Origin of the sequence: Bacillus sp. KH172YL63 (genome assembly GCF_011398925.1) — a bacterium.
GTDB lineage: Bacteria > Bacillota > Bacilli > Bacillales > Bacillaceae_B > Rossellomorea.
In genome coordinates this window covers 3,270,790-3,292,968 of sequence record NZ_AP022842.1, presented here as the reverse complement: position 1 = coordinate 3,292,968, position 22,179 = coordinate 3,270,790, and the positions used below count along the sequence as shown (strand labels likewise).

Annotated in this window: 27 protein-coding genes and 1 pseudogene; 17 read left to right on the top strand and 11 right to left on the bottom strand. The window is 44.1% G+C overall.

Annotation, left to right across the window (positions count from 1 at the left end; genetic code table 11):
- Positions 1-50 precede the first annotated feature (50 nt).
- Positions 51-464: an NUDIX hydrolase gene (locus tag KH172YL63_RS16880; RefSeq protein ID WP_173107200.1), complete on the bottom strand. Its 414-nt coding sequence runs from the start codon at positions 462-464 to the stop codon at positions 51-53.
- Between the two features lie 221 nt (positions 465-685).
- On the opposite strand from KH172YL63_RS16880, the gene KH172YL63_RS16875 reads away from it, so the two are divergent.
- Positions 686-1,426: a GntR family transcriptional regulator gene (locus tag KH172YL63_RS16875; RefSeq protein ID WP_173107199.1), complete on the top strand. Its 741-nt coding sequence runs from the start codon at positions 686-688 to the stop codon at positions 1,424-1,426.
- Positions 1,427-1,453: 27 nt separating this feature from the next.
- On the top strand, positions 1,454-2,413 hold the full coding sequence (locus tag KH172YL63_RS16870; protein WP_173107198.1) for an aldo/keto reductase: 960 nt from the start codon (positions 1,454-1,456) through the stop codon (positions 2,411-2,413).
- Positions 2,414-2,698: 285 nt separating this feature from the next.
- Here the strand turns inward: KH172YL63_RS16870 and KH172YL63_RS16865 are convergent, their stop codons facing one another.
- The 5 genes from KH172YL63_RS16865 to KH172YL63_RS16845 all read right to left on the bottom strand — a co-directional run bounded on the left by KH172YL63_RS16865 (position 2,699) and on the right by KH172YL63_RS16845 (position 4,979).
- Complete coding sequence (locus KH172YL63_RS16865; protein ID WP_232066050.1) at positions 2,699-3,211, bottom strand: DUF5412 family protein; 513 nt, start codon at positions 3,209-3,211, stop codon at positions 2,699-2,701.
- Positions 3,212-3,232: 21 nt separating this feature from the next.
- Positions 3,233-3,793 (bottom strand): YcxB family protein, encoded by a 561-nt coding sequence (locus KH172YL63_RS16860; RefSeq protein ID WP_173107197.1) that lies wholly within the window; start codon positions 3,791-3,793, stop codon positions 3,233-3,235.
- 54 nt (positions 3,794-3,847) lie between these two features.
- Positions 3,848-4,387: a DUF402 domain-containing protein gene (locus KH172YL63_RS16855; RefSeq protein ID WP_232066049.1), complete on the bottom strand. Its 540-nt coding sequence runs from the start codon at positions 4,385-4,387 to the stop codon at positions 3,848-3,850.
- A gap of 97 nt (positions 4,388-4,484) precedes the next feature.
- Positions 4,485-4,670, bottom strand: a complete 186-nt coding sequence (locus KH172YL63_RS16850) for a hypothetical protein (protein WP_173107196.1) — start codon at positions 4,668-4,670, stop codon at positions 4,485-4,487.
- 84 nt (positions 4,671-4,754) lie between these two features.
- On the bottom strand, positions 4,755-4,979 hold the full coding sequence (locus tag KH172YL63_RS16845) for a hypothetical protein (protein ID WP_173107195.1): 225 nt from the start codon (positions 4,977-4,979) through the stop codon (positions 4,755-4,757).
- Positions 4,980-5,174: 195 nt separating this feature from the next.
- On the opposite strand from KH172YL63_RS16845, the gene KH172YL63_RS16840 reads away from it, so the two are divergent.
- Positions 5,175-5,849: a DUF4386 domain-containing protein gene (locus KH172YL63_RS16840; RefSeq protein WP_173107194.1), complete on the top strand. Its 675-nt coding sequence runs from the start codon at positions 5,175-5,177 to the stop codon at positions 5,847-5,849.
- Here the strand turns inward: KH172YL63_RS16840 and KH172YL63_RS16835 are convergent.
- Entirely contained in the window at positions 5,846-6,430 is a 585-nt protein-coding gene (locus KH172YL63_RS16835) for a Crp/Fnr family transcriptional regulator (RefSeq protein ID WP_173107193.1), read from the bottom strand. The genes KH172YL63_RS16840 and KH172YL63_RS16835 overlap by 4 nt on opposite strands.
- Positions 6,431-6,557: 127 nt before the next feature.
- Between KH172YL63_RS16835 and KH172YL63_RS16830 the strand changes: the two genes are divergently transcribed.
- The 9 genes and pseudogenes from KH172YL63_RS16830 to KH172YL63_RS16790 all read left to right on the top strand — a co-directional run bounded on the left by KH172YL63_RS16830 (position 6,558) and on the right by KH172YL63_RS16790 (position 14,549).
- The gene (locus KH172YL63_RS16830; protein WP_173107192.1) at positions 6,558-7,754 is read left to right on the top strand and encodes a sensor histidine kinase; all 1,197 of its coding nucleotides are present in this window, start codon (positions 6,558-6,560) and stop codon (positions 7,752-7,754) included.
- On the top strand, positions 7,755-8,414 hold the full coding sequence (locus KH172YL63_RS16825; RefSeq protein WP_173107191.1) for a response regulator: 660 nt from the start codon (positions 7,755-7,757) through the stop codon (positions 8,412-8,414).
- 146 nt (positions 8,415-8,560) lie between these two features.
- Positions 8,561-9,230 (top strand): annotated as a pseudogene (locus KH172YL63_RS16820) (ABC transporter ATP-binding protein); the annotation flags it as partial.
- Positions 9,231-9,508: 278 nt separating this feature from the next.
- Positions 9,509-10,717 carry an ABC transporter permease gene (locus KH172YL63_RS16815; protein ID WP_173107189.1) on the top strand — a complete coding sequence of 403 codons (1,209 nt, stop codon included), beginning with the start codon at positions 9,509-9,511 and terminating at the stop codon, positions 10,715-10,717.
- A 13-nt stretch (positions 10,718-10,730) separates the two neighbouring features.
- Positions 10,731-11,888, top strand: a complete 1,158-nt coding sequence (locus tag KH172YL63_RS16810; protein WP_173107188.1) for an ABC transporter permease — start codon at positions 10,731-10,733, stop codon at positions 11,886-11,888.
- A gap of 170 nt (positions 11,889-12,058) precedes the next feature.
- A complete protein-coding gene (locus KH172YL63_RS16805) occupies positions 12,059-13,300 on the top strand; it encodes a DUF4153 domain-containing protein (RefSeq protein ID WP_173107187.1) in 1,242 nt (413 codons plus the stop codon).
- Positions 13,301-13,518: 218 nt separating this feature from the next.
- Positions 13,519-13,785, top strand: coding sequence for a hypothetical protein (locus KH172YL63_RS16800; protein ID WP_173107186.1), 267 nt, complete (start codon positions 13,519-13,521; stop codon positions 13,783-13,785).
- A gap of 94 nt (positions 13,786-13,879) precedes the next feature.
- Positions 13,880-14,101 (top strand): DUF4190 domain-containing protein, encoded by a 222-nt coding sequence (locus tag KH172YL63_RS16795; protein WP_173107185.1) that lies wholly within the window; start codon positions 13,880-13,882, stop codon positions 14,099-14,101.
- A 139-nt stretch (positions 14,102-14,240) separates the two neighbouring features.
- The gene (locus KH172YL63_RS16790) at positions 14,241-14,549 is read left to right on the top strand and encodes a hypothetical protein (RefSeq protein WP_173107184.1); all 309 of its coding nucleotides are present in this window, start codon (positions 14,241-14,243) and stop codon (positions 14,547-14,549) included.
- Positions 14,550-14,727: 178 nt separating this feature from the next.
- On the opposite strand, the gene KH172YL63_RS16785 is transcribed toward KH172YL63_RS16790, so the two are convergent.
- Positions 14,728-14,964, bottom strand: coding sequence for a hypothetical protein (locus tag KH172YL63_RS16785; RefSeq protein ID WP_173107183.1), 237 nt, complete (start codon positions 14,962-14,964; stop codon positions 14,728-14,730).
- A 176-nt stretch (positions 14,965-15,140) separates the two neighbouring features.
- A complete protein-coding gene (locus tag KH172YL63_RS16780; protein WP_173107182.1) occupies positions 15,141-16,058 on the bottom strand; it encodes a DMT family transporter in 918 nt (305 codons plus the stop codon).
- 412 nt (positions 16,059-16,470) lie between these two features.
- Between KH172YL63_RS16780 and KH172YL63_RS16775 the strand changes: the two genes are divergently transcribed.
- The 5 genes from KH172YL63_RS16775 to KH172YL63_RS16750 all read left to right on the top strand — a co-directional run bounded on the left by KH172YL63_RS16775 (position 16,471) and on the right by KH172YL63_RS16750 (position 20,869).
- A complete protein-coding gene (locus KH172YL63_RS16775) occupies positions 16,471-17,232 on the top strand; it encodes a GNAT family N-acetyltransferase (RefSeq protein ID WP_173107181.1) in 762 nt (253 codons plus the stop codon).
- Between the two features lie 107 nt (positions 17,233-17,339).
- On the top strand, positions 17,340-17,975 hold the full coding sequence (locus tag KH172YL63_RS21650) for a hypothetical protein (protein ID WP_232066048.1): 636 nt from the start codon (positions 17,340-17,342) through the stop codon (positions 17,973-17,975).
- Between the two features lie 73 nt (positions 17,976-18,048).
- Positions 18,049-18,570: a P-loop nucleotide/nucleoside kinase family protein gene (locus KH172YL63_RS16760; RefSeq protein ID WP_173107180.1), complete on the top strand. Its 522-nt coding sequence runs from the start codon at positions 18,049-18,051 to the stop codon at positions 18,568-18,570.
- Positions 18,571-18,921: 351 nt separating this feature from the next.
- Positions 18,922-19,461, top strand: a complete 540-nt coding sequence (locus KH172YL63_RS16755; protein ID WP_173107179.1) for a sigma-70 family RNA polymerase sigma factor — start codon at positions 18,922-18,924, stop codon at positions 19,459-19,461.
- Positions 19,454-20,869, top strand: a complete 1,416-nt coding sequence (locus KH172YL63_RS16750) for a DUF4179 domain-containing protein (RefSeq protein WP_173107178.1) — start codon at positions 19,454-19,456, stop codon at positions 20,867-20,869. Before KH172YL63_RS16755 ends, KH172YL63_RS16750 begins: the two co-directional genes overlap by 8 nt.
- 133 nt (positions 20,870-21,002) lie before the next feature.
- On the opposite strand, the gene KH172YL63_RS16745 is transcribed toward KH172YL63_RS16750, so the two are convergent.
- Both KH172YL63_RS16745 and KH172YL63_RS16740 read right to left on the bottom strand, forming a co-directional pair.
- A complete protein-coding gene (locus KH172YL63_RS16745) occupies positions 21,003-21,545 on the bottom strand; it encodes a hypothetical protein (protein WP_173107177.1) in 543 nt (180 codons plus the stop codon).
- Between the two features lie 227 nt (positions 21,546-21,772).
- A complete protein-coding gene (locus KH172YL63_RS16740) occupies positions 21,773-22,105 on the bottom strand; it encodes a hypothetical protein (protein WP_173107176.1) in 333 nt (110 codons plus the stop codon).
- Positions 22,106-22,179: the final 74 nt, after the last annotated feature.

Here is a 22,179-nt window from a genome sequence, read left to right as displayed (position 1 = left end):
TGTATCGACAACAGGGACCATTCAATGTGAGTGGTCCCTTCGATGTTGATTCAAGTACGTGTCTTCAGACCGGGCCTTTCATATGCTTGCTGGATTGTTTTCAGGTCTTCCGGATACATATGCTCAAGATGATCCAGCACTGCTAAAGACTTCCATGCAGCTTCGGCAATGGTTTGATCCGGGTCGGCTATGCCTGCGCTTTCTCCTGTTTTCTCTACATTGAAATAGTGGGTTGTTACTTTGATTCCTTGAATTTCGGTCTCTTTGAGGAACAGTTTTTGAATAATGCGAACGTCATACCCTGTTTCTTCTTTCACTTCTCTTATGCAGCATGCTTCAGGTGATTCTCCATTTTCTATTCCGCCGGAAGGGACAGCCCATGCGGCTGAATTCTTGCTTCTCACCATAAGGACTTCAGCTTTTTCATTGAAACATACCCCTGCAGCACCAAACCATTCTTTCATAAAAACCACCAGCCTCACTTTGTTAGTTAAATATTACCATGTGAAGGCTAGGTTCTTTGGTCTCAATCTTGACGATATTTTGACCGTTTTTTCAAAATTAAAACAAATAATTGACACCCCCTCCCGCCTATGGTTAAGTAAAGTTAACATTCTAACTGGTAATGACAACATGACCTCTTAACAACGGATGGAGTATTCAATGAGTAAGGTGGATGAAGTGGATGCAGAGAATCAAGAAAGATATTCCGATTCCTTTGTATTATCAGCTGAAGGAGATATTGAAGGAGCGGATGACAGCGGGTGATCTCGAGACGGGGGAGTTGATTCCTTCTGAGCGGGAGCTTGTGGAGCAGTATGAGATCAGTCGGCCGACGGTCAGGCAGGCGATCAATGAACTGGTGGCAGAAGGGCTGCTCCGGAAAGAGCACGGCAAGGGGACGTATGTGGCCAAGCCGAAGATCAGTCAGTGGTTCTTGGAGAACCTGACTTCTTTTTCAGAGGAGATGGTGAAAAAGGGGCTGGATTACAGTACGAAGGTGCTGGGGAAAACGGTGGTCAGTGCGGACTCAACGCTGGTCGATGTATTCGGAGAAAAATGTAAGCGCTGTTACCGGTTCGACCGGCTGCGGATTGTGAAGGCTGAACCGTATGTGCTTGTGACGACATATGTGCCGGTTGATATCGCAGACGGATTATTGGAGGAAGACTTTGAGAAGCAGTCACTGTATCAAACCCTTGAAGAAAAGCACGGGCTGACGATCGGCTATGCCGACAGGGTGATTGAAGCGGTGAATGCAGCTGAAGAGGATGCGGTCCATTTAGGAATTGAGCCGATGCAGGCCGTTCAGCTGATTACGACAACAGGGTACCTGGACGATGACCGGCTCTTTGAATACTCCATCGCCCGTTACCGCGGGGATACGAGCAATTTCAACGTGAGGGTTTCTTATAAAAGCAGATAAATCTATCAAACATACCGGAGGCAGAAGATGAAATTTAAAAAATTCAATTCAGTAGACGAACTATCAGTGATCGGATTAGGCACGTGGCAATTTTCAGGCACGAAGGACTGGGATCAATTCAATAAAAATGAAGCGATCAACATCGTTCATCACGCCATCGACAGGGGCGTGAACTTTATCGACACGGCTCCTGTGTATGGCCTGGGCCATGCAGAAACCGTAGTCGGGGAAGCGATAAAAGGCAAGCGGGATAAAGTGTTCCTGGCAACCAAAGTGGGACTTCCGTGGGATGGGAACGATGAAGTGAAAAATGATTTGACGAGGGAAAATATTTTCAAAGAGATTGATGACAGTTTAAGAAGGCTGCAGGTGGATTACGTAGATTTGTATCAAATTCACTGGCCTGAACCGAACACGGATATCCGTGAATCGATGGAGGCGCTGGCAGAACTGAAAATGCAAGGGAAGATCCGCCATATCGGAGTGTCCAACTTCTCGATCGAATTGATGAAGCAGGCGATGGACGTGACCGATATCGTCTCCCATCAGGGCTTATACAATATGCTTGAGCACAATCCGGAGTCGTATCACGGCATTCCTCTGGAGTATCAGGTGAAGGACAGCCTCCTTTCATTCCTCGGGGAGCATGACCAGTTCTTCCTGCCATACAGTCCGCTCATGCAAGGGCTGCTGGCTGGACAGACGTCATTCGATACCGGTGTGACGGTACATAACCCCAAGCTTCACGGTGAAGGACTGACCGCCAACATCCAGAAAGCTAAAGCCATCCAGGCTGAAGTCGGCAAACCCCTGCATGAAATCGCGCTCAACTGGCTGATCGCCCAGCACCAGGTCGGCCCGGTCATTGCGGGTGCGACGAAAATCGAGCACCTGGAGAAGAACCTTGATTCATTGGCATGGGAGCTGGATCGGGGATTGTTTAAACGGATCAATGAAGTGGTTGAGGGGGAAGTTGTGGGGAAATAGGGTCTGAAAGTGAGTTTGAAGAGGTAGGAAAAGGCTGATTCAAAAGAGTGCCTGCCACATAAAAATCCGAGCGAATGATTTGTTGAAAATCTATATCGCTCGGATTTTTTGCTTATGATTCATTTATGTATGGAGCAGGTTCCAGCTGTTGATTGGAGTGCAGGGCGAAGACTCCTTCGGGAAAAGCGGGGTAGGTGTGACCCCGCAGGAGCGTAGCGACGAACGCGCACCGCCGCCCGAGGAAAGCGAAGCCCTGCGCGGAAATCAACAGCGGTTTTGTCCCGCTCAATCAAGATATGTTTCGCCCTCTTTTAAATTAAGAATGCGATTATTTATTGATACAGTATGATCATCAAGCCATTTAACATTGGCGTGATCCATTGGATATTGATTGTATATGGTTTTCTCGAACCATAATGGGCCATCCAACTTACCAATCACCCCGAATGATGTAGTGGCCCCACCATTTAACAGGTAAAATTCAACCTGGTACTGTTCATCTGGGGAAACAGAAGTTTTGATGAGGTCTTCTGAAATGAACAGGAACCGTATCACACCGAGAAAAAGAAAGATGGATAATATCGGCGAGAGGATGACTGTAAACCAGCTTCGAAACCTGGACAGTCTGCCCGTTCGATCCTTAAATCCCCTTATTCCCAGTATCAGTGTGAGGATTGACATTCCCCAAAGAATGTATGAAGGGGGCGATACCTTCCATTCTGAAAAAACAAGGTTCGCCAGGGACAAGAGTATCAATAAAGTTAAATAAAAAGACCATACATTATATCTTCTGGCCATAGGGACCCCTTTCTGTTCAAACTAAACGTTTCTTTTTTTCGCCAAAACATTCCCTTCAATCAATTCCTTAAAAGCCTCTAATTCTTCTCGGGAATCAAAGAATCTCTTCGGCAGGACAATGGCTTTACTTTTTGACAAATAGATAAGAAACATGGAAGGTTGCTCACGTACAGAAACGATTTCCTTCCATTGAATATAACTGACGGACCTTCCTCTTTTTTGAGTGATGCCGTCTCCGCTGAATGTATATGAGATGTCTTGCTTGATCAATTGGTCACTCTTATATTCCCGTGATGCTTTAATGAACAGAATCCCTTTTCCGTAAAGGAAAAATAGGAATGAAAGGCAAACAGACAGGAAAGAATTCACCAAAAGGAGGGATGCCATCTCTTCATAATCCCATATGTCACCTGGCTGATAGAGAAGATAAGTGAGCAGAGAGAAGAAGAGGATATAAGTACCGATCACCACCCATTTGATCAGTTTACCGCTGTGATAAGAATGAAATTTTTTATATTCCTTAGGCGTGATAGTTCCGGTTACCGACAGTTCTTTGCTGGTGTTTGAATTTGTGTTGGACATCGTTACACTCCTTGTTGAACGGTTTTATTTCTTTATTCTTTGAAAGGCGGTTGGCTATTTACCGAGTGGTTCGTGTGAAAGAAGGTTACTATGTTTCGGTCTTAAACTTTCCAACACATCCTCACTAAATGGAAATTCCTTTTTCCGAACCTTGCTTAGCAGTTTCTCCAACGATCGGATCGCACCTTCTTTTAATTCAAGAGGGTAGTTGTATTTCAAGCTGTTGATTTCAAACTCTTCTTCATCAATCACTTGCCAATGCTCATTTTCCCTTTTGATGAGGTCTAAATCCAAATCAACATAAGACAGTTCATTGCCTCTTAATACCGCCGGCGAAGCAACATTGCAATAATATGAAACAATACTGCCATCTCTTATTTCCATCGCGGCTGTAAATCCTTCTTTGAGTGAGAAGAATTCCAATGATGTAACATCAATTGTAAACGTAGTGTTTTTTGTGTGGTGTATTAACTTCCTTCCTGCCTTGCACAGTACCATTACATAATTGGATGTCTTCCAAACCAGTTCGCCTTCCCACTCGTAATGTAAGGAATCAGGATACTTCAAGGATGTAATATGTATGATTTGGCTCATTGTCTTAACCTCCAACATTATTAAATCTATTGCCCATTCATTTGCTGGTAAAGCTGTCTAAGCCATGCCTACATTAGTGAAAACAACACCTCTCAACTCACCCGCCAATAAACAACATCATCATAAAGATGACTGACCACGTCCACAGAACAAAATGTATGCCTGCATTCATCTTTTTCTTCTTTTCTTCCTCAAAATCCTCCACTTTGATTGCTTCAATCAGGTTTGAAACAAATTGATAACCGACAATTGCATTAAGGGCGATGAGTGCCGCTATGATCATATTTTCACCTCGTGAAAAGAGTTTTTTTGGGGTGAGTCGTCTTGTGTAGATTCGCCGGAACACATGTCATTCCCAAAGCCCGATTCACAACACAAACCACCACCACACGCTTAAACCAACAAGCACATACCCAACCGTTCTCTTATAAAATTGAATAATGTATCCTGCTATCATCAGTAAAAGGGCAATCCATTTAAAGTTGTAATCATCCCTGATATGTTCTGCTATATACCCCATCCAGGTAGCAAAAGCCAGGAATCCAATGAAAAATGGGATCAGTATATTCAAACCAATTCTGAGAACATTCATCAAATTCCCCCTATGAATCAATATATTTCAGTCATGATTACTATATTTTACCACATAATTGTTTCCGCCTGTGAGGATGCAGGGATAAACCAATAAGAGTCAGCATCATTTTTCCCAGGTTCTTAACTTAAGTCAATGCCCCTCCCTCCAAATCCCTCTACAATCATAAGTACCAACATATCAGGAGGTCATTTTATGAAAACAATTCAACATAAATCGGCGGCCGTTGCCGGGGTTTCTCTGTTGATCATGACGGTTGCGGCATTTTTTTCTTATGGGTTTGTGCACAGTTCACTTGTTGTGGCGGGGGACGGGGAGGCGACGCTGAGGAATATTCAGGCGGGTTCGGTGTGGTTTGGGATGGAGATAGTGGGGTGGGTGGTGATTGTCATCACCGATTTGGTGGTGGCGTGGTGTTTGGTTCTGTTTTTGAAGCCGTTTGACCGGGTGGGGGCATGGATAGGCGGAGGGCTGCGGCTCGTTTACACGGTGGTGCTGGCGATAGCTGTGTCCCATCTTGCGGTTGCGGGCCGGGCTGCAGGGAATCCGGACGGGACGGCGGTGGAGGTGATGGGGTCGATTGCGGCATTTGAAGATGTTTGGTCATTGGGGTTGATTCTGTTCGGCTTCCATCTCATGGTCGTTGGTTATGTGGCGGTGAGGACGGGGTATATTCCGAAGCCGGTCAGCATTCTCTTAATCCTGGCAGGCTTCGGTTATACGCTGATTCACGGGATTTATACGTTCATGCCGTCCCTTGAAAGCGTAACCCATCTTCTTGAGCTGATCTTGATGGCGCCGATGTTTGTCGGGGAAATCGGGTTTGGGATCTGGCTCCTCGTCAGGGGACGGAAGCTGACGATGGATTAGTCGACGATCCGCAGGTTGCCCGCGGCCCGTTTCTTGATGCGGCTGAGGGACTCGGGCGTGATGCCTAAATAGCTTGCGAGCTGATATTGGGGCACCCTTTCAATCAGGTCGGGCCTATTTTCGAGTAGCAGCCCATAGCGTTGCTCCGGTGAAGAAGACATGAACGACGCAAACTCATCCCGCATCGTGCCCATGTCTGCTTCCATCATCTTGCGGGTCATCGCTTCAAGGATGGGATGGGCATCATAATTCTCCTGCTCGGTCGCCAAATCACCGACAATGAGCGTGCAGTCTTCCAGGCAGGACAGAGCGTACTTTGAGGGCTGATCCATGCTGAAAATGGTGACACTCTGTTCCTCTGTGAAAAAATTGAAGGTATGCTCATCTCCATCTTGGTCAACGGCAAACTGACGAATACATCCTTTTAAAACAAAATAACATTTATGAGGGACCTCTCCTTGATGCAGGAGGACGGTTCCTTTTTTATAAGAAGCAACAGGTACGTCCGCCGTCAGCTTTCGGAGCTCCTCTTCGCTGAGATCTGAGAAGCGTTTCATGTATTGGATGAGGACATCTTTCATGGCATGACCTTCTTTCTATGGGGTGGTTGTTATTTAAGTATAGCAGGACTGAGGGCAGATATGACCTTACAAAACATCGGAATGAAGCTTATAATGGTAATATATTCTACATATGAAGGGTGATTCCGTGAAGTTGACGTTTTTGACCGGGCTTCGTCTCGTCATGCTGCTTATGATCAGTTATATCTACTATGGTTCAGTCGGGACGCCTACAGCCTTACAACTGATTTTTGTGATTTCAGCTGGGATTGGGTTTACGCTCAATCATCTCCTTTTTGTCAGCGAACGGGGAGACAGGTATTATCCGCTGCCGCTCGTCCTGGATTTCATATTGATTACAGGGTTCGTGCTGTTTCAGCCGAATTCCTCCCTGTATTTAATCCTGTTCGGGGTGAACGCTGTCAGTCTTTTCTTGACTGCTGAAAACAGAAGGGTCCTTTACATGTTTTCCATTGCCTTTTTCATCACGTGGTTTGGGGCAATGTACTACATCTATGAAGTGACAGGCGTGTTTTCCCCGTTGGAAAATGTCATCAACTTCAGTTTTATCCTGTTTCAGGCTGTTGTCGGAAGGCTCATTCACAAACTTCTCCGTGCCCGGACGAAGATCGAAACCCAGTACGGGGAGCTTCAGTCTGCACATGATGAATTGGCGTCCGCCCATGAGCAGCTGCATCAGTATGCGAAGCAGGTGGAGGAGTTGACGCTCGTTCGGGAACGGAACCGGATCTCAGGGGAAATCCACGATACGGTCGGCCATAAGATGACGGCGCTCCTCGTTCAGCTTCAAGTGGCGAAAGAGCTGATGGAGACACGTCCAGATGTGAGCCGGCAGAAGATCGGGCTTTGTGAAGGGCTTGCCCGGGAGACGCTCCAGGAAATCCGCCTGTCTGTCAGGACGCTGAAGGATGACAATCAGCCACAGTCCTTCATCACGACAATCCGGAAACTGTTGGAGGATTATCAGGAAATGACCGGACTCGTCTCCACCTTCACCGTCAAAGGAGATGCGATGACGATCCCGGTTTCGCTTCAGATGGACTTGACCCGGGTCATTCAGGAATCGATCACCAATGCAGTCCGTCACGGTCGTGCGAAGACTTGCAGCGTCACGCTTGAAGTCTCAGTGTCCGACGTGACGGTCGGTATTCACGACGACGGAGTGGGGGCAGGAGACATCCACCCTGGATTTGGCTTGAAGCATATGAGGGACCGGATCCATGAACATGGGGGTACGACCGTATTTCAGAGCACAGAAGAGGGCTTCCTTGTGAAAGCAGCGGTACCGCTGAAAGAGATGAAATGGCAAATGGGGGGAGCATAAATGGTCAACATCTTAATCGTCGACGATCAAGAATTAATGAGGGACGGACTTGCAACGATCCTTGATCTCAGAAGTGAGATCGATGTCGTAGGGGTCGCGTCCAATGGAAAGGAAGCGCTCGAGAAAGCGGAGGAACTCCAACCTGACCTCGTCCTCATGGATATCCGCATGCCGGTCGCGGACGGGGTGGAAGGGACGAGGTTGATCACTTCCGCTTATCCGGACATCAAGGTGCTCATGCTGACGACATTCAATGACAGTGAGCTCATCTTTAAAGCCCTCGAAGAAGGTGCCAGTGGCTATTTATTGAAGGATATGCCGACAGACGCCATCGTCCAGGCAATCATGACGGTGCAATCAGGGGGCATGGTCCTCCCGAAAGAACTGACCGCCGATATCGTCAGGGAAATGAAAAGGAACCAGTCGTCTGATCCATCTTCCACCACCGTCCCGGACGTCTTGCAGGACTTGACGGAACGGGAACTCGAAGTGCTGAATCAACTCGGCCTCGGGCTGAACAATAAAGAGATTGCGGGGCAACTGTTTATATCGGAAGGGACCGTGAAGAATCATGTCTCGAACCTCATCAGCAAGCTGGAGCTGAGGGACCGGACCCAGGCGGCGATCTTTGCTGTCCGCTATCATATCACACATTACTGAACCATGACTTTTGGCATATTACGCTTATGAAATACAGCTATCACAGCTGTATTTTTTTATGTTCAATTTCTATCGCTGGAGGGATTTGGAAAGAGAGGAATCCCACTATACTAGATGTATAGCCAAATAAAAAAGGGTGTGGAGATATGTTAGAGGTGAAAGAACTGAAGAAAAGCTATGGAAAAAAAGAGGTCGTCAAGAACGTTTCCTTTACGATCGAAAAGGGTGAAGCGTTCGGACTTCTTGGACCGAACGGAGCGGGAAAGTCGACGACGATTTCAATGATTTGCGGGCTTGTGCCCTGCGACCATGGAGAAGTGCTGGTCGAAAGCCAATCAGTGAAACAATTCCCCTTGGCAATCAAGAAGAAGATCGGGGTCGTGCCGCAGGAAATCGCCCTTTATCCAACGATGTCGGCGAGGGATAATCTGATTTTCTGGGGGAAGATGTACGGTTTGACCGGCACGCAGGCAAAAAAGCGAGTGGAGGAAGTGCTTGAAATCGTCGGGCTGAAAGACAGGGGGAGAGATCGCATCGAAACCTTCTCCGGGGGAATGAAGCGGAGGATCAACATCGGAGCGGCCCTGATGCACGAGCCGGAGCTGTTGATCATGGATGAGCCGACGGTCGGCATCGATCCACAGTCACGGAATCATATTCTGGAAACGGTCAAAGCCCTGAATGAAAAGGGCATGACGATTATCTACACGAGTCACTACATGGAAGAAGTTGAGTTCCTTTGTAACCGGGTAGGCATCATCGACCACGGAGAAGTCATCGCCCTTGGGACGAAACGGGAGCTGTGCAGCCGCCTGACGGGAAGCAGCTTTATTGAAATGAAAGTCGACCGTTTGCCTGATGAGGCGATGGAAGCCTTAAAAAATACAGCTGAAAGTGTGCATATGGTGTTTCAGCAAGAAGAATGCACCATTGAAGTATTCGCGCCGAACCCCCAGGAAGCCGTGGCATCGGTCATCACGACGGCCGTCCATGCCGGGTTAAAGATCCAATCCGTTGAAATCAAAGAATCGAATCTTGAGACGCTCTTCCTGCAACTCACAGGTCGAACGTTACGGGATTAGGGGGAGAATGAAATGAACATGTTCACGATTGCATGGAAAGATATCAAAATCCGCCTCAAAGACCGCAAATCGTTCATCACACTTTTACTCATGCCGATTATCCTGACCGCCATCCTTGGGACTGCCTTGAGGGGGACATTCAGCGAAAGCGCAACGCTCCCCGATCTGACTGCGGGAGTCGTCACGGCGTCCCAAGATGAACTGACCCAACGATTCCTTCAGGACACCCTTCAAGGGGAGGCGTTGAAGGAAAGCATCACCATAAAGAAATACAGCAATGAAGCCGACTTACGGAAGGCGATCCAGGAGGGGCAGGTGGATGCTGGCCTTGTACTTCCTGAAGGCTGGGGAGAAGGGCTGCTGCAGGGGAACCATGAGCCGGTCAAAATGTTCAAGGATCCAGGGAAAGAGATTCAGTTCTCGATCCTCTCGACCATCACCGAATCATTCACCAATCGGGTGGCTACCGTTTCTGCGGCAACAAGGACCGTAGGGAAGGAACTGGCCGTGCCGGTGGCCAATCAGAATGCGGACCTTGCCGGAACCATGGAGGATCTTTCAGGAAAGCTAAATGGAATTGCCGGTTCAAAGGAAAGCGGTGTCCTTTCTGAAGAAAATGGAAAGAAACCTCTTACAGGCATGCAATACTACGCTGCCGCCATGGGGGTCATGTTCATTCTCTTCAACACGACAATGGGCGCCAAAACAATCCTTCAGGAGCGGAATACCGATACATTGGCAAGGCTCATGATCAGTCCCGTCCGCCACTCCTCGATCATGGGAGGGAAGTTCCTCGGCACCCTCGCCTTCACTCTCCTTCAGTTCACGGTGTTCGTGAGCGCCACCCACTATTTATTCGGGGTGGATTGGGGCAGTAACGGAGCCCAGCTCATGCTGATGGGGATGGCTTACGGGGTTGCGGTATCCGGACTTGCGATGATGCTTGCCGGTTTCATCTCGGAGGAAAAGACGGTGGATTCAATCGGGGGCATCGGTGTCCAGGTGCTCGCGCTGCTCGGTGGTTCTATGATTCCGCTGGCTTTATTCCCGGAGGCCTTACAGCAGCTCGCCGTCATCGCCCCGAATAAATGGGCACTCGGCGGTTTTCTCGACATCATGAATGGAACTCAGTGGGGGACACTGATTCTGCCCATCACCATCCTCATCCTGAGCGGCCTTACTGCATGTATGATCGGTTCATTGAAATTAAAGCATAGATAAGGAGAGAAATAGAATGAGGAAAATCATCAGCATCGCCCGCTTTGAAATCAAACGGCTTTTTCAAAAACGCCAGACATTCCTGCTTCTGTTTGGGATGCCCATGCTATTCACCTTCATCTTCGGCGGGGCTTTCACGGAATCAGGAGATAACAAACCGGAGATCACGATCGTCGACGAGGATCAGTCGGTTTTATCCCAGCAACTGATCACCCAACTGCAAGCAAATCAACACTACTCATTTCAACTTACAGACACGAAGTCAGTCACGGGTCAGTTCGAGAACCAGGACATCACTGGCTATATACGGGTGGAAAAAGGATTCGAAAAAAAGATCCACGAGCAGAAAACCCCGGAAGTCGTCTTCGTGTCCTCTCCTTCCTTTGAAGGGACGGACCTTGTAAAGCAGCTCATCGATGACAGCCTCTTACAAATCAATATCACGTCAGCTGCCGGCCGGTTCTATCAAGAGACAACCGGAGAAGATCCATCCACCATCCAGGAGGACATCACTACACAACTGAAGGCCGCACCTCCAGCGATAGAAACCATTACTGTCACGAAAAACAAACAACTTCAAACGATGAACAATCTGACCGGCCGCTCGGCAGGCTTCACGATTATGTTCGTCATGATCGCGATGCTATCAAGCACCGGTGTCCTCCTCGATGCGAGGCAAACCGGTGTCTGGTACCGGATGATGTCCACACCGGCATCGAAAGTGGAATTGCTATGCGGCTACATGCTGGCATTTTTCCTCATCGGCTGGATCCAATTCGGCATGTTGATGATGCTGTCAAAGGTGATTTTCCACATCGAATGGGGCAACACCTTCGCCAACATCATCCTCGTATCAAGCCTGCTTCTCTGCACGATTGGCTTCGGGCTCTTCATCGCAGGCTTCGTCAAGACGGCAGAACAGCAGTCGATCTTCGGGAACCTGGTCATCATCTCCACCTGCATGCTCGCAGGCGTCTACTGGCCGGTTGAAATCATGCCGGACTTTTTCCAGGACGTCGCCACATTCCTGCCACAGTATTGGGGAATGGAAGGATTCACCGAGTTGACCGTACGAGGCGGCGGGTTCACTGATATCATAGCACCGGTCGGGATCCTGCTTGGATTTGCAGTTGTGTTTTTGATTGTGGGATTGAGGAGGGTGAGGTTTGAGTAGATAGGGTAGAAAAGGTCAGGTTAATAAAAGGTATCGCAAAAGGGGAACTTCTTAAACGGGAGTTCCCCTTTTCACAACAAAACCATTATAATAATTAATAAATATTTATTGTAAAACAATAAATTTTATATTAAAATCAACATCAGAAGACGATTAAGGGAGGTACGCCCATGGAAGGGAACAATCCGATTATTGAAAACATCGCTGATCCACATGAGCTGGAGAGAATGTATAGAAAAGACCCAAAAGCTTTTAAACATTCATTTCTACAGGCGTGGGAGCAGAATCCGGATTCTCCGGTGCTTCGCGTTTGGTATGAAAGATTGCATTTCAAGGAGACTGCGTATAAAGAAAAGTCTAAGAGCCAGAAAGATTTTATAGTCATGGGCATGTTAGCCATGATGGCAGGGGTGCTTACGAGGATTCTTTTCCATTTTGTCGAACAGGAAGCGATTGCTCCGATTAACCTGGCGTTTGGCATCATTCCTTTTATGGCGGCCTATTTTATGTACAAAAATGCACCGGGAAAAAGTGTGGTGTATACCTTTGCAGGCCTGCTTCTGATTTCCGGGGGTTATCTGAATCTGCTGCCTATGAATGATCATGACAGCACGATCCTTGCTTACTTGCACTTTCCCATATTCTTATGGATGTTGTTAGGCCTTGCTTTTACCGGCAATGAGTATGGAAGAGGCAGTAACAGGTTAGCTTACATCAAATTCAATTTGGAATTTAGCATTCTTTACGCCGGCATGGCTGTGAGCGGAATGGTACTGGCAGCCGTCACGATGCAGTTATTCAGCATCATCGGCTTGAATATTGAGGAATTTTATTTTAGCAATATCGTGTTATTTGGTGCAGCCGGTCTTGCGATTGTGTCTGCATATCTCGTATCCATGAATCTTAAACTTGCTAAAAACATCACACCCTATATAGCCAAAATTTTCAGCCCGCTTGTTCTGGTCACATTGGTGACTTTCCTAGTTGCGGTGATATGGCTCGGGAAAAATCCATTTTTGGACCGTCAGTTCTTGATCGCTTTCAACGGCATCCTCCTTGGTGTATTGGCGGTTACGATCTTTTCGATTACCGAAAGCGATTCGGACAAGGAAAAAAACATTTCAGACTATATCAATTTTGCCCTCATTGTCCTGGCCTTGATCATCGACAGTGTCGCATTGTCAGCCATTGTGTTCAGGCTTTCTTCTTATGGCATTACGCCAAACAGACTTGCTGTTCTAGGTGTGAACATACTAATTTGGGCAAATCTCATTTGGATCATGTTTGCCTATAAGCGCTTTCTGCAAAACAAAACCGGACCGTCGGCGATCCAAGATTCCGTTACGAAGTATTTGCCGGTCTACGGACTTTGGGCAGCTTTCGTCATTTTAACTTTTCCTATTATTTTTTAATATTAAAGATAAGGAACATTGGGGTGGATTGGATTGCCCGATGTTCTTTTTGTTGTTAACCAATTTACGCGTGATGTTAAAGCCCTTATCTGAGAAGGAACCTCACCCCATTTTATGATTGGTAGAACCTTCAAATCATGCTATGATGAATTTAATTGTATCCTGAAAATGGAAAAACATCGTCATGCTGCCATGAAACTATATAAGGGGTGTTTACAATGAAGGGGGATATCATTCAATCCTTAAAGACTTCTATCTCCATCTGTTCAGCTTCCCTGATGCTCGCTTTGTTCAGTGTGACAGGGATGGCGTTTTTTACAAAACAAACAATCAGTGTGTTTGATTTCTTTATGGCACATGCCGATACGAATGGGTTTTTTATCCGAGTATCATCAAGTATGTGGTATGTCTTTGCCGCAACTGTATCCATTCTGTTTGTCATCCATTATGTATTTACTTTGAAGGGAAAAAGGAGATTTCGATAATCATTGGGACAGCAATCTAGGAAGTATACCTCCGTCCTGTCAGTGAGGGAGACGTGAATCAAATATCAGCTGTTATGTAAGAAGGGATGGAGTTATGGAGGAAAAGACCAACGGAAAAGCAGTTTCTTCAATTTTACTTGGAATATTATCAACCTTTACACCCTATATCGGCATATTTCTTGGTATGGCAGGGTTGGTTGGTTCTTTCATCGCACTTAGGGAAATTAAGAACAGCAGGATCAACGAGGGAGTACATCAAAAAGGGGAAAGTATTGCAGTAATCGCAATAATAATATGTATCATTGGGATACTATAAAAAGAATCGATAATAATGGATGACAGGGGTGTAGACTTGTTATCGGGTATACAGATTTTTGTCTGATTTCAATAGGGTAGGGCACTCAATTGAATTTATGAAGTGTCCTTTGAAATACACCGTTTCTAGGAGGGATTATTTGAGTACGTCAGTCCTGAATTTTTTTGTGGGGTTTGTACTGCCGTTGTCAATAGTGATCATTTCAGTTTATTGGACGATAAGAATGACCTACTCAAAAAGATTTATTCCAACATTTACACTAATGTGCTTAGCCATTATAGCCTTCTTCTTGCCCTTTTTACTCGCTAGGCTTGATGTAATAGAACGAGGCTTTGGAGCAGGGATACAAAGTATTTATTTTTCAGGTTTCCTTGGATTGGGAGTATTGGTGAACGTTGTTGTAGCCACTTCTATAAAAAAGAATAAAGAAAATGATATTAAATTATAGAGGGTGTCTGCTGAACAAGCAGCTGCCCTTTGTTAAAGTAAGTAGATTACCTTATTTCCTTGAAAAAGTCAGCGTGACAGATCACCAATCTCCAAAACTACCAATCACTAGACCACATATCAAAAACAAAACCCCTTCCCACCAAAGAGAAGCGGTCTTATTCACTATACCTCCACCATCACCCATGATCCTGATTCGGTTCTGGCTGACAATAGATAATGGCTTCGATGGATTGGGAATTCACGACCAGGTATTCAGGAGCGGTCGTTGGGGTGAAGATGGCTACACGATCTGTTGAATTAAAAGATATGAAATTCCTGATTTCGACTGCACTTCCGTTTATGATGAGACGGTTCATCAAGGTTCCTGGGGTTGTGTTCAGCAGTAGCTTTTCTATTGATGTTAACTCTGACATTTGATTTCATCACCTCTTTGTTTGTCATGTCTCTAGTATGTATATGCTATAAACCACATATTTGCTTAGATGAATAAACTATGAAATTCGAAATTCAGCAGAAGATACGATCAATAGATGTGGATACAAGAAACGCTCAGAGATCTCTCTCTGAGCGTTTCTTGTGATAGGGATCGTTATGAAGGAGTCTTTACAGGCATCATGGAAGGAACCTCCCTGAACATGCGGGGCTTCTTCCTGAACAGTGAGAACAGCACACATCCTGCCAGTACCACGACACTCCCGACTGCCTGCAGTACGGTCATGTTTTCTCCCAAAAAGATGAAAGCAAGCAATGCGGTGAAGACCGGGTTGAAGTTCAGGAACAATCCTGATGTGCTCGGTCCAAGTTTGTTCACCCCGACATTCCACAGTACCATGCAGACAACGGTTGAGATCACGCCTGTATAGAGGATGGACTGGATGAAGGATGCGTCCACATCCGTCACCCGGAAATCCTGCAGGTTGAATGGAAGCAGGAAGAGAAGGCCGAATATGCCGGAGTAAAGAATCGACATCATCGGTGTGACGGTCTTCATCGCCCATTTACTGCACACGGAATAGAATCCCCACATGACCACCGCAGCGAGCATATATAGGTCCCCTTCATTGAACTGAAGGGAGTAGACCATCTCCGGATTTCCTTTGGACAGCACAAGCATCACGCCAAAGAGGGAGATGAGCATGGATAGGAATTGATAGGCGTTCATCTTTTCCTTTAAGAAAATAAAAGAGATTCCCGCAATCGAGAACATGTTCAGGGTTGAAATCAACCCGACGTTTGTCGCAGACGTCTTCTCAAGTGCCATGAACTGGAGCGCCTGAAAGAGGGCCACCCCTGTCACCCCCATCAATGCGAGGGGCAGGATCGACCGAACCGGTAGAATGAGCTTCCTTTCCTTCCACCAGACCATCGGCAACAGGCAAAGAACCGCAATACCCCACCTCAATATCGTCAGCGTTCCAGGGGAGGCGTGCTCCACGAGCGTTTTCCCCACAATGAAATTGCCTCCCCACAGAAGACTCGTCAGTAACAGCAGATAATAATATTTCACGTCATTTAGCTCCTTTTCCAAGAGCCACTGTGCACAATGACATTTTCTATAAGAATAATTCTAACATTTTCCTGTAAATACGAAAGAAGATATTGTTTGGATGGGATTATTCGGAATAATGGAAAGTGGATTTTAGTTTTAGATGAAAAAAGTTCAGTAATAGGAGGGGGTGGAAGGCGTTTTTGGAACAATTGAAAAGGGGGGTGCAAGGGCTTCGATGACTTTAGCAAGATAATGATCAATGTACAGTTTGATCATAATGCGATTCATCATTTTATTGAAAGGCCAAGACACCCCGAAGGAATAAACGATTGTTAAAAATATATTTATTTGAAATAATTGGTAGAGTAGGATGGTTATTATTACTGCAGTCCCATCATTCAAAATCTGTGATCTAAGAGAGGTGTGTTGTATGGAGAGAAAAGAGTCACTTAGCATAACTGATTTAATGGCAAGATTGAAAATGGTAAAAGGTGAAAACTTTATCACGATCGAAAATACAACAAGTCTGACAAATCCAGAACTAATTGAACTTATACCCTGCATAATGGAGAAACCATTTATAAAATCTTGTAAAAACGTAAACATCCTTGTGGATAGTGAAATTAACCAAGAGGTGGAATCTCTTTTAACAGAGTATGAGTTTATATTACATGATGAAAACGTCACTGTTCGCAAGGATCTTGATGAAGCATCAACTATTGAATATGGTTTCTCGTTAAAGAATTTATACGATCTTTCGATACCAGAGTTTAAAAAGATTTGGGAAGCTTCCATGAAAGAATCATTAAATGCATTATCTTCGCTAAATATTGATGAACAAATGCGAAGCGTAGAGGTGGAACTAGGTCCGACCTATAAGAAATCTTGTATGGTTGCTTATGAAAATGAAGCGCCAATCGGAGTCTTGATGCCTCATATTGAACCAGGGACTTCAGATGAGGGAAGGATCTTTTATTTTGGGATCATTCCAAGTGAGAGAGGGAAAGGAAAAAGTAAACTTCTCCACCAACAAGCTCTGGAGATACTAAAAAAAGATTTTAAAGCTTCTTATTACATAGGCTCTACTGGTCACAAAAACTTACCGATGCTTAAAACATTCAGACATAACGGATGTAAGGTGATAGAACGAAATAAAGTGTTTAAAAGGAAAAATCGAAACATTTTGTCGTGATGTTCTTAATGTATCGGGGGAATAGCATAAGAATTGCACTTGCTTCATTCACTATTGGCAGGATCCCGAAACCAACCAAGCACTACTATTATAGAGGATGTGTAAACATGGCAGTTGTAGGCATTTTAGGAATGACCCATGATGAAGAAATGCAAAGAAAGTATCATTTTCCGTTGTCTCTATTGGAAGAGTTAATAGAAGAATTTAACCCTGATGTCATTTGCGGTGAAGTTCACCCTTCAAGCTGGGATCTTTATTTAAATACAGGTGAACCATCCGGGATACTGGGAGAGACACAGAATGAGTATCCTCACTTGATATTCCCCATATGTCAGGAAAAGGGGATTGAGTTTGTACCGGTGAATTGGTTTGAAGAGGATGTATTTGAAGAAGGTCCTTTTGATCAGTATGATGCAGAAACGAAGAGTAAGTTAGAGAAAGAGTTAGAGAGTTGGAATGTGAAAAAACTATCCGCATGGAATAAAGGAAATATCCCATTTAACTCATTTGAATATGATGCTATTACAAATGAAATGTATAGCTGGCTGTATTCAATGAATCCTGACGTTCAAAATATTGTATGGAATGCCCGACATTACATAATGGCTGCGCGGGTGAAAAACGCTGCTAAAAAGTACCCGGATAAAAGGATTCTTTGCATCCACGGAGCTGACCATAATTACTGGTATTATCAATCGCTAAAGGCGGAAAAAGATATTGAGTTGGTGTATCCAATAAGGTAGTCCTATTTATTAAAAAGGGCATTGCACTGGGGAAGATCCAATAAAAATCAAAACTTCAGCGAGGTATTCATGTATGTTTTTTATTCAGATGTCCGGTTTCCCAGGCTCAGGAAAGTCTACGCTATCTAGACAAATAGCAAAGCAAACGGGAGCTGTGCTCATTGATCACGATATTGTTAAATCAGCTTTATTAGAATCTATTGAAGACGATATCGATAACAGATTAGCTGGGAAAATTTCTTACAATATTGATTGGTCTTTAATTGAATTTCACTTATCCCAAGGCCACAATGTTATTTTTGATAGTCCTTGCTTATATGAGGAATTAGTTCTTAAGGGCACGGACTTGTGTAATAAATTTAATGCTAAGTACAAATATGTTGAATGTTATCTCGAAGATCCTAAGGAGATTAATTTCCGGTTGAAAAATAGAAAAAGGATGGCGAGTCAAATAAAGGAAATCACTTCAGAAGATGCATTTAGGCATACAATTAGAAATAGTAAAAAACCGACTAATATAAAATGCTTGTTAGTAGATACAAGTAAACCTCTAGAAAGCTACGTTGATAAGGTTATGGAGTATATAAAAGAGTGAACTTCCTTTTAGTTGACTACTCCGAACCTCTATCTAAATGTAAGGGGATTTTAAAAGGGAACCTTCTTTACAGGGTTCTCTTTTGTATTTCAATAAATGTTTCTTTCTTCATATCGTTGTCAATTTTTAAAAATTAGAAGACTAACATAAGACAGTGGGAGTGGAATTTAATATTCTTACATACAAGAGACCTGTTATTGAAGGATTTAACAGCGTTACAATATGTGTAATATTGAAACGTAATAGGAACTTAAACTAATTTCTGTTCATGTAAATTTATAAAAAGAATCCAATAAATTGAAACTTTTCTTAATGCTAAATCCCACTAATACATGAAGGGGGGCAAAACAGTTGCAAAATGAAAGTCAACGACTAGTGAAACAAGCGATAAAAGGAAGTAAGAACTCTTTTGAAAAATTACTTGAAAGTCATTATGAAAGAATCTTTAGGACAGCTTATATGTATGTGCACAATGAGGAAGATGCATTGGATGTCGTTCAGGAAGCTGCCTATCAGGCGTATAAATCAATCCATTCGTTAAAAAATCCGAAATATTTTTTGACCTGGCTGACAAGGATTGTAATTCACTGTTCGGTGGATGTCATCAGGAAACGGGGCAAAGTGGTTCCGATGAACGATGAATATTTGTCCAATGTGCCAGATGAAACAACTTTAGAGATAGAAGGGTCTTCACAGCTTTTGCATGCTATTCAGCAGCTGAAAGTGACTCATCGTACCGCCATTATTCTATTCTACTATCACGATTATTCAATCAAGACGATCAGCCGCGTGATGGATATACCGGAGAATACCGTCAAGACATACTTAAGCAGAGGGAAAGCTGAGTTAAAGAAGGTTTATGAAACAGAGGAGGCAAGATCCCATGGATAATAAGAAAATTCATGACGCATTTGAACAAATACCGGTGCCGAAAGAAAAAGTGTTGAACGCGATTTCCAAGGGGATAGATAGGAACGAAAATAGTGGTCGTGGAAAGAAAAAGAAAATATTTGCAGGTGCAGCATCTGCAGCAGCCGTGATTGTCCTTACCATTGCCTCTGGGTTTGTCAGTCCAGTGATGAATAATGTCTTGGCAAACGCGCCATTAATCGGAGGGATCTTTCAGGAATTTAACGATCAAAGAGGGTTGAATCTTGCCAGTCAGAATGCCGTAACCCAATTAAATGAATCGGTTACGAAAAATGGGGTAACCGTCAAACTGACAAGCGCCTACTTTGATGGAAGCGTCGTGTCCATTACAGGGTTTGTAGATGATGGTGTAGAAAATGGAAGGAATGAAGAAGGCGAAGTTAGCTTTGATGTGAACTTTGAAAACAATAAGGGAGATCATGATCCATGGTTGGACGGAAAATCTACTGACCTAAGAAAAGTAGACAATGGCTATAACTTTCAATGGAAAATGTACTATCCCTATGAAGACTTCAATGAAAATTTCACACTTCCAATAACGATTCATAACATTAACGGCATTCAAGGAGAATGGAACTTTAATATACCGATAGAGCAGGATACGAATCGGACCATTGTGATTGATCAAGGGAAGGAATACCCGGACAAGAATGGCAGCATTCGTATTAAAGAAATTATTACCGCAAAAGAATCATCTTCTCTTGTGTATGAAGTCTCTCAGAAATACAAGAATGATGACTTGCGAATTTCAAAAATTATCGATGAGAAAGGGAATATATATCGGCTAGGAAACCGGACGATACTGAAGGAGTCGAAACAGGAAGATGGCTATCACAGTATTGTGCGGTCGGAAATGACCAAGTTGAAGGCCGGCGTCACTTCTCTTACTTTTAATCCACAGATCAGTGTGTCAGCTCCAAAGGAAATGAGATTGCTCAATAAGAAGAGGTTTACGCTAGAGAGCGAGCGTCTTGGTTTAGGGCTAAAGATGAATGATGTAAAGCAAGAAGGCGATCAATTAATCTTGGATTATAACCTTACAGGACTACCGGAGAATAGTAGTGAACATAAACAGGAAATCATCAATCATAACCTGGGATATGCATTCTGGCTGATCGATAAGAATTATGTATCCGAAATTGACCCGGACAATCCATTTCCTCCTAAAAATCATGGTATTACACTCAATAAAGTGAAAATGATTGATAAAGCAACTGCACATTACCAATCAACATTCGATTTAAACGGGGAAGAAAAAATAGAGGACTTTAAACTGGAAGATACGATTTTACAGTTTAAATTCTCATCGTTTGTCTCTTCTGAGGATTTAAAACCGTTTACGGTTGAGATTCCGGAGGGGGATGAATAAACAATAAGGTGAAGTAGATTATGCTCGTCACGAAAACAGAAGAACACTCCTCATCATAAGAGTGTTCTTCAAAAAGTTGTCTCCTATATCTATACAAAAACAAGAATCTCACAAAATCGAACGGTACTTCGCGTCATTGATCGCTATTTTCTTCACTGCAACTCGTTGAATATAATATTTGTACTCTGCATAGCGCGTCGATCATGACCTCTTGGAATACTTGGGATGCAACTCCAGCGAATGTATTACAGTAATTGGAGATGTCATCAGCATAGAATTGTATAACCTCCGCTGCAAAAATAGGATATACAGCATCCATACTCCCAGGAAATTGCGGCTGCACGACTATATTTTGAAAATAGGTGTTTCCTTCCAAGGCAGCTTTTACAAGGTGTGCGACTTCAAAAGCATCCAATGGGCAAGGTGTAGGAGTCACAATGTCTTGATTATAAATAACGACAACAGATAAAGTAACATTTCCAAAATTTTGTGATGGGGTAAGAAGCGTAGCCAGAGCCTGTGCTTTGTCATAATCGTTCACTATCACCAATGCAAGGTACTGGTCTTGAACCGGGATCAATGGTCCCACCTCCACGAGGGGATCAGCCCCAATTGAGTATTTCAATTGATTAAAATAAATCACCCATGGTGGTGAAAGTTCAGGTGCGTTTGGCACTTTGAATCCCTCCTAACATAATAGAATGATAAAAAATTTACTATTCTATTATATGAATGAAAAGAGGGTTGGATTGGACAAGTATATGAGAAAAATGAAAGAAGGTATTCATTTTAGACATAAATACGATAAGACATCAAAATCTTAACCGGCTATTTAGAATCACCTAGTAAAGAACACTGCCATCGCAGTGTTCTTTACTCCTTCAATTAACCCTCCACCCAAATTCAATCCACACCAACAGAAAAATACTCCTCCAATGATACAACCCCAACCTGTTCCCCATTCTTTTCGTAAATGGTCAGGGCACCCATTTGCTCTCTTTTGTCCCATCCCCACAGTTTGATGATCAGTTGATATCGCAATGGAAAGCCGTATTCTTCAGAGGCGGATGCCCAGTTGTATTTCTCTAACTTGCTCTCTTTCTCCGTCAGTTCAGCGCCCTTCGGAACAGGGAACCCGGTGAATTCTTTGGATTCTTTGAATGAGAAGAGATAGATGAAAGCCGTGCTTATGAATAAGACGGCAATGATAATGAACTTACTATATTTAATTTTCATTCGGGACACCCTTCTATATTAAATGATGTGGCAATCGATTAAAGGATATATTCGGTGTAGTCGTCGTCTTATCC

Coding starts and splice junctions, on each gene's coding strand:
- KH172YL63_RS16785 (WP_173107183.1), bottom strand. CDS start 14,964: ATGTCAGAGTTAACATCAATAGAAAAGCTACTGCTGAACACAACCCCA.
- KH172YL63_RS16760 (WP_173107180.1), top strand. CDS start 18,049: ATGTTTTTTATTCAGATGTCCGGTTTCCCAGGCTCAGGAAAGTCTACG.
- KH172YL63_RS16825 (WP_173107191.1), top strand. CDS start 7,755: ATGGTCAACATCTTAATCGTCGACGATCAAGAATTAATGAGGGACGGA.
- KH172YL63_RS16860 (WP_173107197.1), bottom strand. CDS start 3,793: ATGTCCAACACAAATTCAAACACCAGCAAAGAACTGTCGGTAACCGGA.
- KH172YL63_RS16875 (WP_173107199.1), top strand. CDS start 686: ATGCAGAGAATCAAGAAAGATATTCCGATTCCTTTGTATTATCAGCTG.
- KH172YL63_RS21650 (WP_232066048.1), top strand. CDS start 17,340: ATGGCAGTTGTAGGCATTTTAGGAATGACCCATGATGAAGAAATGCAA.
- KH172YL63_RS16850 (WP_173107196.1), bottom strand. CDS start 4,670: ATGATCATAGCGGCACTCATCGCCCTTAATGCAATTGTCGGTTATCAA.
- KH172YL63_RS16795 (WP_173107185.1), top strand. CDS start 13,880: ATGGAGGAAAAGACCAACGGAAAAGCAGTTTCTTCAATTTTACTTGGA.
- KH172YL63_RS16835 (WP_173107193.1), bottom strand. CDS start 6,430: ATGAAAGATGTCCTCATCCAATACATGAAACGCTTCTCAGATCTCAGC.
- KH172YL63_RS16855 (WP_232066049.1), bottom strand. CDS start 4,387: ATGAGCCAAATCATACATATTACATCCTTGAAGTATCCTGATTCCTTA.
- KH172YL63_RS16840 (WP_173107194.1), top strand. CDS start 5,175: ATGAAAACAATTCAACATAAATCGGCGGCCGTTGCCGGGGTTTCTCTG.
- KH172YL63_RS16865 (WP_232066050.1), bottom strand. CDS start 3,211: ATGGCCAGAAGATATAATGTATGGTCTTTTTATTTAACTTTATTGATA.
- KH172YL63_RS16880 (WP_173107200.1), bottom strand. CDS start 464: ATGAAAGAATGGTTTGGTGCTGCAGGGGTATGTTTCAATGAAAAAGCT.
- KH172YL63_RS16800 (WP_173107186.1), top strand. CDS start 13,519: ATGAAGGGGGATATCATTCAATCCTTAAAGACTTCTATCTCCATCTGT.
- KH172YL63_RS16870 (WP_173107198.1), top strand. CDS start 1,454: ATGAAATTTAAAAAATTCAATTCAGTAGACGAACTATCAGTGATCGGA.
- KH172YL63_RS16845 (WP_173107195.1), bottom strand. CDS start 4,979: ATGAATGTTCTCAGAATTGGTTTGAATATACTGATCCCATTTTTCATT.
- KH172YL63_RS16815 (WP_173107189.1), top strand. CDS start 9,509: ATGAACATGTTCACGATTGCATGGAAAGATATCAAAATCCGCCTCAAA.
- KH172YL63_RS16740 (WP_173107176.1), bottom strand. CDS start 22,105: ATGAAAATTAAATATAGTAAGTTCATTATCATTGCCGTCTTATTCATA.
- KH172YL63_RS16805 (WP_173107187.1), top strand. CDS start 12,059: ATGGAAGGGAACAATCCGATTATTGAAAACATCGCTGATCCACATGAG.
- KH172YL63_RS16750 (WP_173107178.1), top strand. CDS start 19,454: ATGGATAATAAGAAAATTCATGACGCATTTGAACAAATACCGGTGCCG.
- KH172YL63_RS16775 (WP_173107181.1), top strand. CDS start 16,471: ATGGAGAGAAAAGAGTCACTTAGCATAACTGATTTAATGGCAAGATTG.
- KH172YL63_RS16810 (WP_173107188.1), top strand. CDS start 10,731: ATGAGGAAAATCATCAGCATCGCCCGCTTTGAAATCAAACGGCTTTTT.